The 12,846-nt window shown below is 73.6% G+C and carries 12 protein-coding genes; 6 read left to right on the forward strand and 6 right to left on the reverse strand.

Annotation, left to right across the window (positions count from 1 at the left end):
* Positions 1-198 precede the first annotated feature (198 nt).
* Positions 199-351 carry a hypothetical protein gene (locus PV410_RS29485; protein ID WP_500328802.1) on the forward strand — a complete coding sequence of 51 codons (153 nt, stop codon included), beginning with the start codon at positions 199-201 and terminating at the stop codon, positions 349-351.
* A gap of 22 nt (positions 352-373) precedes the next feature.
* A complete protein-coding gene (locus PV410_RS29490) occupies positions 374-2,203 on the forward strand; it encodes a glycoside hydrolase family 15 protein (protein ID WP_500328803.1) in 1,830 nt (609 codons plus the stop codon).
* A gap of 395 nt (positions 2,204-2,598) precedes the next feature.
* On the opposite strand, the gene PV410_RS29495 is transcribed toward PV410_RS29490, so the two are convergent.
* Positions 2,599-3,228, reverse strand: coding sequence for a GNAT family N-acetyltransferase (locus PV410_RS29495; RefSeq protein ID WP_500328804.1), 630 nt, complete (start codon positions 3,226-3,228; stop codon positions 2,599-2,601).
* Positions 3,229-3,376: 148 nt separating this feature from the next.
* Here PV410_RS29495 and PV410_RS29500 point away from each other — a divergent pair, with 148 nt between their 5' ends.
* Positions 3,377-5,893 (forward strand): SpoIIE family protein phosphatase, encoded by a 2,517-nt coding sequence (locus tag PV410_RS29500; protein ID WP_500328805.1) that lies wholly within the window; start codon positions 3,377-3,379, stop codon positions 5,891-5,893.
* 140 nt (positions 5,894-6,033) lie between these two features.
* Entirely contained in the window at positions 6,034-6,981 is a 948-nt protein-coding gene (locus PV410_RS29505; RefSeq protein WP_500328806.1) for a DUF8832 domain-containing protein, read from the forward strand.
* A gap of 25 nt (positions 6,982-7,006) precedes the next feature.
* On the opposite strand, the gene PV410_RS29510 is transcribed toward PV410_RS29505, so the two are convergent.
* Positions 7,007-7,984 (reverse strand): alpha/beta fold hydrolase, encoded by a 978-nt coding sequence (locus PV410_RS29510; RefSeq protein WP_500328807.1) that lies wholly within the window; start codon positions 7,982-7,984, stop codon positions 7,007-7,009.
* Between the two features lie 244 nt (positions 7,985-8,228).
* On the opposite strand from PV410_RS29510, the gene PV410_RS29515 reads away from it, so the two are divergent.
* Positions 8,229-8,435 carry a hypothetical protein gene (locus tag PV410_RS29515; RefSeq protein ID WP_500328808.1) on the forward strand — a complete coding sequence of 69 codons (207 nt, stop codon included), beginning with the start codon at positions 8,229-8,231 and terminating at the stop codon, positions 8,433-8,435.
* On the opposite strand, the gene PV410_RS29520 is transcribed toward PV410_RS29515, so the two are convergent.
* The 3 genes from PV410_RS29520 to PV410_RS29530 form a co-directional block, all read right to left on the reverse strand.
* The gene (locus PV410_RS29520; RefSeq protein ID WP_500328809.1) at positions 8,396-9,238 is read right to left on the reverse strand and encodes a prephenate dehydratase; all 843 of its coding nucleotides are present in this window, start codon (positions 9,236-9,238) and stop codon (positions 8,396-8,398) included. The two genes, PV410_RS29515 and PV410_RS29520, sit on opposite strands and share 40 nt — an antisense overlap.
* Positions 9,239-9,455: 217 nt before the next feature.
* Positions 9,456-10,157, reverse strand: a complete 702-nt coding sequence (locus PV410_RS29525; RefSeq protein ID WP_500328810.1) for an SDR family NAD(P)-dependent oxidoreductase — start codon at positions 10,155-10,157, stop codon at positions 9,456-9,458.
* 101 nt (positions 10,158-10,258) lie between these two features.
* Positions 10,259-11,131, reverse strand: a complete 873-nt coding sequence (locus PV410_RS29530; RefSeq protein WP_500328811.1) for an oxidoreductase — start codon at positions 11,129-11,131, stop codon at positions 10,259-10,261.
* A 245-nt stretch (positions 11,132-11,376) separates the two neighbouring features.
* Here PV410_RS29530 and PV410_RS29535 point away from each other — a divergent pair, with 245 nt between their 5' ends.
* Positions 11,377-11,787 carry a DUF1330 domain-containing protein gene (locus tag PV410_RS29535; RefSeq protein ID WP_500328812.1) on the forward strand — a complete coding sequence of 137 codons (411 nt, stop codon included), beginning with the start codon at positions 11,377-11,379 and terminating at the stop codon, positions 11,785-11,787.
* A 7-nt stretch (positions 11,788-11,794) separates the two neighbouring features.
* Here the strand turns inward: PV410_RS29535 and PV410_RS29540 are convergent, their stop codons facing one another.
* Entirely contained in the window at positions 11,795-12,712 is a 918-nt protein-coding gene (locus PV410_RS29540) for a helix-turn-helix domain-containing protein (RefSeq protein ID WP_500328813.1), read from the reverse strand.
* Positions 12,713-12,846: the final 134 nt, after the last annotated feature.

Genomic DNA, 12,846 nt, shown 5'->3' on the forward strand with positions numbered 1-12,846 from the left:
ACCCGGGCAACTCCGCCCGAGGCACAGAATCCGCAGGAACGCGCGTACTCATATACACCAGCATCCCCCCACACCCCCCGACCGGCGAATTCAGACACCACGGACCCCCGCACACCCGCGCACCGGGTCGCCCGTCGCCGTCCGCGGGACACTGGAGGCAGGGACGCAGACGGCGGGGCCGGTCCGGCCGGCGACCGCGTGACGGCCGTGCCCGCGGGCGCCTGTGCCTGGACCTCCGCCCGGATGTCGTGGCAGGCGGGGGACATCGGGAGGGCCTCGGCCGAACTCGTGGCGCGGGGCGCGGCGTTCGAGCCGCGCGCGGCGTACGGCAAGGGCCGGCCGGTCCGCTGAGCCACTGTCCGTGGGAGCCGCCATGAGTTCGACCGCGATCGCAGACTACGCACTGATCTCCGACCGGCACTCCGCCGCGCTGGTGAGCCGGGACGGCTCCGTCGACTGGTTGTGCTTCCCCCGGTTCGACAGCCCCTCGGTCTTCGCGCGACTGCTGGACGGCGCGGCCGGTCACTGGTCGGTCCGGCCGTCGGTCCCGTACGAGGCGACGCGGACGTACGTGGACCGTTCCATGGTGCTGGAGACCACCTTCCGCACCGACTCGGGAACGGCCACGCTCACGGACGCCCTGCTGACCGGCCCGCACGGTGACGAGCACAGCCTCGGGGCCGGCGCGCCGCACCTGCTGGCCCGCAGGCTGACCTGCGCCGAGGGTGAGGTGCCGGTGGAGACGGAGTACCGCCCGCGACCGGAGTACGGGCTCGTCGCGCCGATCCTGTCGGGGACCGAGGGCGGGGTCACGTCCCGGGGAGGGGCCGAGTGGCTGGTGCTGACCACTCCGTACCGCATGGTCTTCGCGGACGCCACGGCCCACGGGACCTTCACCCTGCGGGCCGGCGAGTCCGTCTGCTTCGGCCTGCACCGTTCGACGCTCGAGGAGCCCCCGGCCCACGTCTGGACGCAGGAGGACCTGTCCGGCCGCCTGGACTCCACGATCGCTGCGTGGCAGTCGTGGTCGGACATGCACCAGGCCTACGACGGGCCCTGGCGTGACCTGGTGCAGCACAGCGGCCGGGTGCTGCAGGCGCTGTCGTTCCAGCCCAGCGGCGCCATCGTCGCCGCCGCGACCACCTCGCTGCCGGAGGGCGTGGGCGGCGAGCGCAACTGGGACTACCGCTACACCTGGGTCAGGGACGCCTGCCTGACCATGGAGGCCCTGTGGGTGGCGGCCTGCCCCGACGAGGCGCACGACTTCTTCGCCTTCCTGGCGACCGCCGCGCCGTCGCTGAGCGAGGACCGGACGCTGCAGATCATGTTCGGGGTGGGCGGCGAGCACGACCTGAGCGAGCGCACCCTCCCCCATCTGCGGGGATGGCGGAACAGCCGGCCGGTGCGGGTGGGCAACGGCGCGTGGTGCCAGCAGCAGATCGACGTCTACGGGGAGCTCCTCGAGGCCGCCTACCGCCTCGCGGACCAGTTGCACCGGATCGATGACGACACCCGGCGTTTCCTCGTCGCGTGCGCGGACGCAGCGGCGGAGCGGTGGACCGACAAGGACCAGGGCATCTGGGAGGTCCGTGGCGAGCCCCGCCACTTCCTGTACTCCAAGGTCATGTGCTGGGCGGCGCTGGACCGGGCGGTGCGGCTCGCCGACCGCCTGGGCGCGCGCCGGGACAAGGTGGCGGCCTGGCGGAGGACCCGGGACGAGATCCACCGGACCGTGCTGCGGGAGGGCTGGAACGAGGAGGCGGGCGCCTTCACGCAGTACTTCGGCTCGACCGCCCTCGACGCGTCGAACCTGATGATGCCGATCGTCGGTTTCCTGCCCGCCGACGACCCTCGGATCCGCGCCACCATCGACGCGACGGAGCGGAGGCTCACCGACGCCGCGGGACTGGTCTACCGGTACCGCACGGCGGAGGGGGTGGACGGCCTCGCCGGCGAGGAGGGCACCTTCCTGCTGTGCACCTTCTGGCTGGCCCAGGCGCTGGCCCTGTCCGGCCAGGCCGAACGGGCCAGCGACGTCTTCGCCCGGGCGGCGGCGTACGTCAACGACGTGGGCCTGCTGGCGGAGGAGATCGACCCGGCCACCGGTGAACTGCTCGGCAACTTCCCGCAGGCGTTCAGTCACATCGGCCTGGTCAACGCCGCCTGGGCGATCAGTGAGGCCCGGCAGCCCATCGCCGCATGACGATCCGTCAGGAGACTTCTTCCGTGGCGGGATCGCCCGGGGGCGGAGGCATGACTCACGAAGCGGGCCCGGGGCCTTTCATCGGGGGCCACTCCGGGGCCCCGGGCCGCTGACCACATCAGACACCCGTCGAGGGGTTCCTGCGAGCCGGAGTGACCCACCCGGGCTCAACCGGACACGGCCACAGGCAGCGTGACTCGGTGTCCGAAGCCGGTCGCACCCCGGGGTCCTTCGACACGATCGGCGCCGGCCGGGAAGGGGGGCCAGGCCGGCGCCGGATCGAAGCGGGGCCGTTCTCCTGCTCGGCGGCACTCCGTGGGGGCGGACCGCTCCGCGTCCCCGTGGAGTCCCGTGGCAGGTCTCCCGCGCCTGGTCCAACCGTGAACCGGAAGCGGTCATTCCCCGTCGTCCTCCCCTGTCGTCCTCCCCTGTCGCCATCCCCCGTCGCGGCCGGTGCCCGGGTGACGCGTCTGCCAGTCGGCGGCGAGTAGACCGAACAGCAGGTCGTCGGTCCACTCCCCCTTGATCCAGGTGTGAGCGGGGCGACGGCCCTCCAGCCGGAACCCGGCACGCTCCAGCAGACGTGCCGAGGCGGTGTTCCGCGCGTCGCACTCGGCGGAGACGCGGTGCAGGCCGCTCACGGTGAAGAGCCGGTCCAGCAGCGCGGTGACGGCCTCGGTGGCGTAGCCGTCGCCCTGGTGCGCTCGGGCGAGGGTGAAACCGAGGTCGGCCTGCATCCGGTTGTTGTGCAGGCACACGCCGATGTCGCCGATCAGCTCGCCGGTGGCGGCGAGCTCCACCGCGTACTGGAACCAGCCGGGCTCCTCCGGATCCCCCGCGGCGAACCGCGCGACGAGGTCCGCGGCCGTCTGAGGGGACACCGGCTCGCTCCAGCCCTGGTAGCGGGCGACGGCGGGGTCGGACCGGTAGGCGGCCAGGGCCGGCGCGTCACCGGGGCGGAACCGGCGTACGCGCAGCCGGGAGGTCTCCAGGAACACGCCTGCGATGCTCTCATGCCGCGGCATGCCTTCCGACGCCCCTCCCGGCGCCGCCACGCCCGTTGCGTTGGTGCTCACCCGTCACAGGCACGATGCTGGTCAGTGGATGCCCTGGCCGAGCCCGGTTCCCCCGCCCCCGCGGGGGAAAGAACCTAGCGAGGGCGAGATGACAGCCATGGAGCCACTTCCCACCGCCGCCGGTGGACAGCCGGAATCCCTGGGCACCGACGGCGCCACCGCCTACACCGCCTCCGCCACGCTCGACGACCACGGGATCGTCACCGGCTGGAGCGCCCAGGCCCACCACCTGCTCGGCCACACGCCCGCCGAGATCATCGGTCATCCCGCCACGCTGTTGCTCGCCGGACCCCCGCCGCACGTGCCGTCGCCCCCCTCCACGCCACGCTGGGCCGGGACCCTCGCGCTCCGCCACCGGGACGGACACACCCTGCGCCTGCGACTGCTCGCCCACCACCGCGAGACCGCCGGCCGGCCGCCGGGCGGCACCGGGCCCGGGCACGACGGCGACGCGCACGACAGGAGCGGCTGGCTCGTCGTCGCGGCGGTCCCCGGGTCCTCCGGCGACCCGCCGGCGCACGACGCGGTGTGCGGCTGGGCGTTCACCCAGTCCCCCTGCCCGCAGGCCGTCTTCGACACCGGGCTACGGCTGACGCGGGCCAACGCCGCCTTCGAGGACACCCTGGGACTGCGCGAGGCCGAGATGCGCGGCCTGCGGTTGGCCGACCTCGCCCCCGGTGACACGGCCCGGCAGACGGAAGCCCACATGCGGAGCGTCCTGACCAGCGGGCGCCCGCAGCACGCTCCGGCCCCCTTCACCGCGGACGGCTCCACCGCCACCGGAGACGACGGCGGCCCGGGCACCGCGCCGGGGGACGGCGCCGACGGGAAGCACGCCCTGCAGGCGACCCTCACCCCGCTCACCGACCCCGCGGGGACCGTGAGCGGGGTGGTGCTCACCACGCACCCGGCCGGGGAGGACCCCGAGGTGCGGCGCCGTTCGCAGCTCCTGCACGACGCCGCGACCCGCATCGGCACGACCTTGGACACCACCCGCACTGCCCAGGAGCTCACCGACCTCGTGGTGCCCGAGCTCGCCGATTACGCCGCCGTCGACCTGATCGAGCCCTCCAGCGGCGCCCGGGCCGCTGGGTCGGACGGTCCGGTCACCGTGACCCGCACCGCCGCCAGGTCCATCCTGCCCGGCACCCCCGAGGCCCTCATCGCCCTCGGCGACACCGCGACCTACCCCCCGGGGTCCCCTCCCGCGCAGACGCTGGCCACCGGCAAGGCCGCGCTGTACGACATCACCGAGGCCACCCTCGCCCGCTGGGCCGCCCAGGACCCCCGGGCCGCGTGGATCCGCGAGGCGGGCACCCACTCGGTCATCGCGATCCCCCTCACGGCCGGGGGCGGCACCCTCGGGCTGGCCGTCTTCAGCCGCCACCGCAATCCGGTCCCCTTCACCGCCGACGACCTCGCCCTCACCGAGAAGCTCGCCCACCGGGCCGCCACGGCGATCCACAACGCCCGCCGCTACGCCCGCGAGCGCACGACGACAATGACGCTGCAGCGCAGCCTGCTGCCGCACACCCTGCCCGAGCAGGACGCTCTGGACATCGCCACGCGCTACCTGCCCGCGACGACGCACGCCGGGGTGGGCGGTGACTGGTTCGACGTGATCCCCCTGTCCGGCGCCCGTGTCGCCCTCGTGGTCGGCGACGTCGTCGGGCACGGCATCCGCGCGTCGGCCACGATGGGGCGGCTGCGCACCGCGGTGCGCACCCTCGCCGACGTGGACCTGCCACCCGACGAGCTCCTCACCCACCTCGACGACCTGGTGATCCACCTCTGCTCCGACGACGCCGGGGAGGACCAGGACGCGGAGACCGCGGGCGGGATCGGCACCACGTGCCTGTACGCGGTGTACGACCCGATCACGCGCCAGTGCAGCCTCGCCCGCGCGGGGCACCCTCCGCCCGCCGTCGTGACCCCCGACCACGCCGTCCACTTCCTGGACGTCCCCGCCGGCCCCCCGCTGGGCCTGGGCGGGCTCCCGTTCGAGACGATGACCACGAACCTCCCCGAGGGCACGGTCCTCGCCCTCTACACCAACGGGCTGCTGGACCCGCACCACAACGACATCGACCAGTCCCTGGACAAGATGTTCACGGCCCTCGCGCACCCGACCTCGTCGCTGGACACGGTCTGCGACCGGGTCCTGACCACCCTCATCACGCACCGCCCGACCGACGACATCGCCCTCCTGGTCGCCCGGACCCGCACCCTGCCCTCCGACCACATCGCCACCTGGCAGCTGCCCAACGACCCCGCCACCGTCGCGCACGCCCGCCACCACACCACGTCGCAGCTGACGACGTGGGGCCTGGAGGAGACCTCGTTCACCACCGAACTGCTCGTCAGCGAGTTGGTCACCAACGCCATCCGCTACGGCAAGCCGCCCATCCAGCTGCGCCTGATCCACAACAACACGGCGCTCATCACCGAGGTCACGGACACGAGCAACACCACCCCGCACCTGCGCCGTGCCCGTACGTACGACGAGGGGGGGCGGGGTCTGCTCCTCGTGGCGCAGCTCGCCCAGCAGTGGGGCACCCGTCACCATCCGCGCGGCAAGACGATCTGGACCGAACAGGTCCTGACGCCCGCCTGACGACCACGGCCACACATACCCCCACCCCGTATCCGCGTACTGCCCTCGCGAACCTTGGCACATACCCCTAGGGGGTATAGCGTGGAGCAACGCGCCCGCCCGGCACGTCGTCCCCATGCCACGGCACCCATGGAGCAGCCTTGAACACCGGAACGAAGATCACCGCGTTCGCCGTCGCCCTGGCGGCCTCGTTCGGCACCGCCTACGGCGTGGGTGCGGCCTTCGACCCGGTCCGCCCACCGGTGGCCGGCGTGAACGCGCCGGGGCCGGGACACGCGCACGACACCGCCGACGGCGAGGGCGCCGCCCAGCCCGCGGGAGGCCTGGCGATCAGCGAGGCGGGCTACACCCTGGACCTCCGCACGCCACGCGTCGGTTCCGGTCGCCCGGCCGAACTGCGCTTCCTCATACGCGACGCCGACGGCCACCCGCTCACCTCGTACCGGCGGGCTCACGAGAAGGAGCTGCACCTGATCGTCGTCTCACGCGACCTGATGTCCTACCGCCATCTGCATCCGGTCCGGGCCGCCGACGGCACGTGGAGCACCCCCGTCAGCCTCCCCCGGGCCGGGGACCACCGGGTCTTCGCCGACTTCACGCCCGCCGCGAAGGGCAGCCGGAACCTCACGCTCGGCGCGGACCTCTCCGTGGCCGGGGACCACCGGCCCGGCAGCCCCGCGCCGGTCTCCCGGACGGCGACCGTCGACGGCTACACCGTGACGCTCCACGGCGGCCTGCGACCCGGCGCCGCGCGGGAGCTCCGGCTGACGGTGACGAAGGACGGCCGCGAGGTCACCGACCTGCAGCCCTACCTCGGCGCGTACGGCCACCTGGTCGCCCTGCGCGCCGGCGACCTGGCGTATCTGCACGTGCACCCCGGCGGCGCCCCGGGCGACGGCGCAACCGCGCCCGGGCCGGACGTCTCCTTCACCGCCACGGCCCCGAGCGCGGGCACGTACCGGCTCTTCCTCGACTTCAAGCACCAAGGAACGGTCCGCACCGCCGCGTTCACGGTCACGGCCGGTCCGGACGACGGCCATGCCGACACGGACGGCGGCGGGACGGGCGGCCACGACCACGGCGACTGACGTCGGGCGTGGCTCGGCAGGGCCCTCAGCCGGAGCGGCGCCGCAGGCGACGGGCGCCGAGGAAGGCGGCCGCGCCGGCGGCCAACGCGCCCCCGGCGGCGCCGGCCAGAGCGCCGACGCCCGGCCGGTGCTCGCCGGAACCGGTGTCGGCCAGCGCCGGGCGGCCGGACTCGGCGGCGGTGGCGGCCTGGAGGATCAGGTCGGCGACGGCGTCGGGACGTGCGATCAGGGACACGTGGCAGGTGTCGAGCTCCACGGTATGGGAGTGGGCGCGCTCCGCCTGGAAGCGCTCCTGGTCCGGGTTGATCGTCATGTCCTGGCGGCCGACGAGGGCCCAGGACGGGATCGTCTTCCAGGCCGCGACCTTGGCCTTCTCCGAGAACGCGGTGGTGGCCGCGGGCCGCTGGGTGACCGCCAGCAGGTTCGCCTGGCTCTCCGGCAGGCAGGCGGCGAACACCGGGTGCACCTTGTCGCGCTTGAGGTAGAGGTCGGTACCGCTGACTCCCCCGCCCGCCCGGAACGGCACGGACTTGGTGGCGGTGCCCAGCGCGCTGGGGAACCGCTCGGCCAGCGACATCCCGCTCTCACCGACGTCGGGCATCAGCGCGGAGACGTACACCAGCGACTTCACCTGGGGGTTCCCCGCCGCGGCGGAGCTGATCACCGCGCCGCCGTAGGAGTGGCCTGCCAGGACGATGGGGCCCTTGATGCTCTCCAGTACGGAGGCGATGTAGGTGGAGTCGCTGTACAGCCCGCGCAGCGGGTTCGCGGGGGCGATGACGGGGTAACCGCGGCTCTCGAGCCGCTCGATCACCCCGTTCCAGCTGGAGGCGTCCGCGAACGCCCCGTGGATCAGGACCACCGTCGGCTTCGTCCCGGTCGTGTCCCCGTCCGCGGCGGCCGGAGCCGCGGCGGACGCGCAGAAGGCCAGGGCGCAGCCGGCCGCGGCGACGTGGGCGCGGCGTATGCGACGCCGCGAGCGGGAATCCAGAGTTGCCGCCATGCCGTATCTCGCTTTCCTCGGTGCTCAGGGCGGAGGCCCTACGGCACCTGAGTGTTCACGGCTCGGCGGCGACAGGCCCGGCCGCGTATGCCGACCGGGTCACGCCCGTGGGCCGTCGGGGTGAAAGCTGCCCCGAGGGGGTGTGCGGCCCGCGGGGCGCGCCGTGCGGCCGGGCCGCGGGGGCGGTTCCGGGTCGGACGGCGACGGCCTCGCTCATCTCCTCTTCCGCCTCGCGCTCGGCCCCATGAGGGAGCGCGGGGGCTGCCTCGGCACCGACTCGGCGACGCCCTTCCTGCTCGACAAGTCGACCGCCAGCCGCCGGATCGCGGTACTGGAGCGCAACTACAACGCGGCCGCCGGGACGCTGCGTGCCATCGGCGCGGTCTTCGTGCAGCGGCGCCGGATCCTGCGTCAGTCGTGGTCCAGGAAGCGGTGCGGATGCGCCGGGTAGACGCCCATGATCCGCACCTCGGAGGAGAAGAAGCGCAGCTCCTCCAGGGCCAGGGCCACTCCGCTCTCCTCGGGGTGGCCCTCGATCTCGATGTAGAAGCGGCTGGCCTTCAGCCCCGCGCCCACCTGGTAGCTCTCGATCTTGGTGAGGTTCACCGCGTTGCTGGAGAAGCCGCCGAGCGCCTTGTAGAGCGCGCTCGGGATGTTGCGCACCGAGAAGAAGAGGCTGGTCATCATGGGCGTGCCCGAGTCCGGCGGGAACACGGCGTCGCGGGAGAGGACGACGAAGCGGGTGGTGTTGTCGGAGGTGTCCTCCACGCCGCCGCGCAGCACCTGCAGCCCGTACAGGTCCGCCGCGCCGGGCGGAGCGAGCGCCGCGTGCCGCGGGTCGCCGAGCTCCGCGACCTCGCGGGCGGCGCCCGCGGTGTCGTCGCTCACCAGCGTCTGCCAGCCGCCCTCGCGGATGATCTTCCGGCACTGCCCCAGGGCGTGCACATGGCTGCGGACGCACACGACGTCCTCCAGCGTGGCCCCGGGCACGCCCATCAGGTCGAAGCGGATCGGCAGGAAGTACTCCGCGATGATCGAGAGGTCCGCCTCCGGCAGCAGGTGGTGGACGTCCGCGACGCGACCGGCGGCAGAGTTGTCCACGGGGATCACGGCCAGGTCCGCGCTCCCCACCGCGACCGCCTCCAGCGCCTGCTCGAACGTCGTGCAGGGCAGCTCCCGGCTCTCGGGGTACAGCCTGCGGGCCGCGGCGGCGGAATTGGATCCGGGTTCTCCCTGGTAGGCGATGGTCACCATGTGCGCGTCGGTATCTCCGGATCGGTGGGCTGTGCGTGCGGCGGGGCCGTCCTCGCATGCTACTGCGCGCCGCGCGCGCAACCCGTTCCCGTCCGAGGGCCGGACGGCCGTGGCCGGCGCGCGGCCCCGGCTCACCCCGGGCGCGGGCGGGTGGCCCACGGGCGGCCCCCACCGCCCGTGGGTCCCGCGCCGGCCCCGGCGGCCGGCGCGGGGATCATCACCACGGCAACTGCGCGGTGAGGTCGCCGAAGGTGCCGGTCGGGCCGTCCGGGCCGACCGTGGCGTAGCGCACGATCGCCTCGGCGCCCTCCTCCGGGGTCTGGATGCCGTGCCCGCTCAGACCGTGCAGGTCGGTGGCGCTGAACCCGGGCTCGACGGCGTTGACGCGCATGTGGGGCAGGCCCTTGGCGTACTGCACCGTGAGCATGTTCACCGCCGCCTTCGACGCGGAGTAGACGGGCGTGACGTACCGCGACTCGTTCTTCCCGGGGTCGAGGACCGTGCCGAAGGAGCCGAGCCCGCTGCTGACATTGACGATGACCGGCGCGGCGGACTCCCCCAGGAGGGGGAGGAAGGCGTGCGTCACGCGCACCAGGCCGACGACGTTGACGTCGAGGACGGTCGCCATGTGGGCGCCGGAGGCCTCCGCGGCGCCGACCATGCCCTCGAAGACGCCCGCGTTGTTCACCAGGACGTCGAGCCGGCCCTCGCGGCGCCGCAGCCCCTCGGCCGCCGCGGTCACGGAGGCGTCGTCGGTGACGTCGAGCAGGAGCAGCTCCGCCCCGAGCTCGTCGGCGGCCGCCCGTCCGCGGACGGCGTCCCGGGAGCCGATGTAGACGGTGTGCCCGAGCTTGATCAGACGGCGGGCGGTCTCGCGGCCGAGGCCCTTGTTGCCGCCGGTGACGAGCGTGATGGTCATGGGGTGCTCCCTTGCTGGTGCGCGCGACGCACGGGTGACCGCGCGCCGACGTGTCGGGGGGTGTGGTGGGGGGTGGGGGGGTGGCGCGAGTGGGGCGCCGTTCAGCCGGCGATGCCGTCGAGTTCCGCGACGGCGTCGGCAGGCAGCTCCAAGGCGGCCGCGGCCACGTTCTCGCGCAGGTGGGCGAGCGAGGACGTACCCGGGATCAGGACGGTGGTCGCCGACCGCCGGAGCAGCCAGGCGAGGGCGACCTGCTGCGGCGAGGCACCCAACCGGGCCGCCACGCCGGCGAGTCCGTCCGACTGGAACGTGGTGAAGCCCCCGAGCGGGAAGAAGGAGGCGAAGGCGATGCCTTCGGCCGCGCACCGGTCGACGAGGGCGTCGTCCTGCCGCTTGACCAGGTTGTAGAGGTTCTGCACGGCCACGACGGGGGCGATGGACTGCGCCTCGGTCAGCTGGCCGTCGGAGACCCCGCTGAGACCGAGGTGCCGGATCAGGCCCTGCTCGCGCAGTTCCGCGAGGGCGCCGAACTCCTCGGCGATCGGGTCGTCGCCGGTGCCCCCCACGGAGCCGAGGCGCAAGTATACCACATCGAGTGCGTCGAGTCGCAGGCGGCGGAGGTTCTCGTGCACCTGGGCCTTCAGGTCGTCGGGCTCCAGGGAGGGGATCCAGCCGCCGGTGGCGTCGCGGCGTGCGCCGACCTTGGTGGCGATGCGCAGGGCGTCCGGATAGGGGTGCAGCGCCTCCCTGATCAGCTCGTTGACCACCGCGGGACCGTAGAAGTCGCTGGTGTCGATGTGGGTGATCCCCAGCTCGACCGCCTCCCGCAGCACGGCGAGGGCCTGGTCGCGGTCCTTCGGCGGGCCGAAGACCCCGGGACCGGCCAGCTGCATGGCGCCGTAGCCCATGCGGCTGATGACGAGGTCGTCCGCGAGCCGCAGCGCACCACCGGGGAGATTCCGGGCGTTTCTCATGTGTCGCACCTTTCGCGCATTGGTGTGGGGGGTGACGAACCGGTCGGCTCCGGCCGCCCTCCACTGTGCGCGGCGTGGGGCGCCGGTGGCAGTGCCCCACTGTTCCTGGGGGTGAGGGGACCAGTCGCCTCACCCGCGGGGACGCATCCCGGCGTCCGTGCGGCGCGTCGCACGGCGATCCGGCCGGTCCGTCACGTCGCCTGGTCACGACGACCGGCGACGGCACCCACCCCGGAAGGCCAGACATGAGCACGTACCTGATCAACCACCTGCGCATCCCCGGCGGCATCCCGAACGACGAGGGCCTGACCTACCTGGAGCGCGTCGACGCCACCTTGCGGCCCTACGGCGGCACGTGGCTCGCGAACGGCGAGCCGACCGTGGTGGAGGGCGCATGGCCCGGCCTGGTCGTCCTCCTGGAGTTCCCCGACCGGGCCGCGGCCCAGGACTGGTACAACTCCCCCGAGTACCAGGAGATCCTGCCGCTGCGCACCCGCAACGCGATCTCCGACCTCGTGCTGATCGACGGTCTTCCCGCGGACTACACCGTCGCCGGCTTCGCCCGGCAGGTCCGGGCGTCGCTCGCCGGTGCGTCCGGCGCGTCGGGTGTATCCGGTGCTTCCGGGGCGTCCGGTGCGTCCGGTGCGGACGGCTGACGCAGGCTCAGAGACACCCTGGCCGGGGCGGGTCGATCCCGCCCCGCCGGCCTGCCCGGTCCCCGTCCTCGTCCGCGACCGGCTGCCCGGCCGTCCACGAGGCCAGGATGCGCAGGGCGTCGTACGACGGGCTGCCGGGCTCTGCGGTCAGCACCATGAGGCGCTGACCCGAGCCGTCGGGGCTGCTCCACGTGTCGCAGTCGAGCGTGAGGTCACCGACCATCCGGTGCCGGTAGTGCTTGGTGCCGTAGCTGGTGGTCATGACGCGGTGCTCCGCCCACCAGGTGCGGAAGTCGGCGTCCTGGACCGACAACTCACCCACGAGACGCGCCAGTTCGGGATCGTCGGACTCAGCGGCGGCCTGCATGCGCAGGGCGGCGACGGCGTCGCGGGCGTCGTGCTCCCACTGCCGGTGCATGCCGCGGACGGTCGGGTGCGTGAAGAGCAGGTGCACGTAGTTGCGCCGGCCCGGCGGGACCGCCGAGAAGTCGGTGTACAGGGCCGCGGCGGCGTCGTTCCAGGCCAGGACGTCCAGCCGCTTGCCGAGGACGACGGCGGGCGTCGCCGAGAGCTGGTCGAGCAGACGCCGCATCGCGGGCCTCACGCCCTGCGCGGGACGGCGGCGCCGCGGCTGCGCGTCGGCCTTGCCGGCGAGCTCGTACAGGTACCTCTGCTGGTCCTCGTCGAGGCGCAACGCACGGGCCAGCGGGGCGAGGACCGAAGCCGACGCCCGGACGCGGCCCTGCTCGAGCCGCGTGTAGTAGTCGACGCTGATCGCGGCGAGCTGCGCGACCTCCTCACGGCGCAGACCCGCGACCTTGCGCCCGGAATCCGCCGGCGGCAGACCGCATTCGTCCGGTGCCAGCTGCGCCCGGCGGGCTTTCAGGAAGGCTCCGAGTTCGCGAGGACCAGATGCCGCAGTCATGTGCCCCATTCTCCCGCGCACTCCCCCTGCTGTGAGGGGGCACGTTTCTTCCCCGGCAGGAACCCGCCTCTTTTGCCCACCCCGGCCAGGACGGAGGGTCGAAAGTGCCCGGCACGGTCCCGGGCGGCAGAGGG

Origin of the sequence: Streptomyces sp. PA03-5A (assembly GCF_033792725.1) — a bacterium.
Classification (GTDB): domain Bacteria; phylum Actinomycetota; class Actinomycetes; order Streptomycetales; family Streptomycetaceae; genus Actinacidiphila.

Coding starts and splice junctions, on each gene's coding strand:
- PV410_RS29490 (WP_500328803.1), top strand. CDS start 374: ATGAGTTCGACCGCGATCGCAGACTACGCACTGATCTCCGACCGGCAC.
- PV410_RS29495 (WP_500328804.1), bottom strand. CDS start 3,228: ATGCCGCGGCATGAGAGCATCGCAGGCGTGTTCCTGGAGACCTCCCGG.
- PV410_RS29500 (WP_500328805.1), top strand. CDS start 3,377: ATGGAGCCACTTCCCACCGCCGCCGGTGGACAGCCGGAATCCCTGGGC.
- PV410_RS29510 (WP_500328807.1), bottom strand. CDS start 7,984: ATGGCGGCAACTCTGGATTCCCGCTCGCGGCGTCGCATACGCCGCGCC.
- PV410_RS29515 (WP_500328808.1), top strand. CDS start 8,229: ATGAGGGAGCGCGGGGGCTGCCTCGGCACCGACTCGGCGACGCCCTTC.
- PV410_RS29520 (WP_500328809.1), bottom strand. CDS start 9,238: ATGGTGACCATCGCCTACCAGGGAGAACCCGGATCCAATTCCGCCGCC.
- PV410_RS29525 (WP_500328810.1), bottom strand. CDS start 10,157: ATGACCATCACGCTCGTCACCGGCGGCAACAAGGGCCTCGGCCGCGAG.
- PV410_RS29530 (WP_500328811.1), bottom strand. CDS start 11,131: ATGAGAAACGCCCGGAATCTCCCCGGTGGTGCGCTGCGGCTCGCGGAC.
- PV410_RS29535 (WP_500328812.1), top strand. CDS start 11,377: ATGAGCACGTACCTGATCAACCACCTGCGCATCCCCGGCGGCATCCCG.
- PV410_RS29540 (WP_500328813.1), bottom strand. CDS start 12,712: ATGACTGCGGCATCTGGTCCTCGCGAACTCGGAGCCTTCCTGAAAGCC.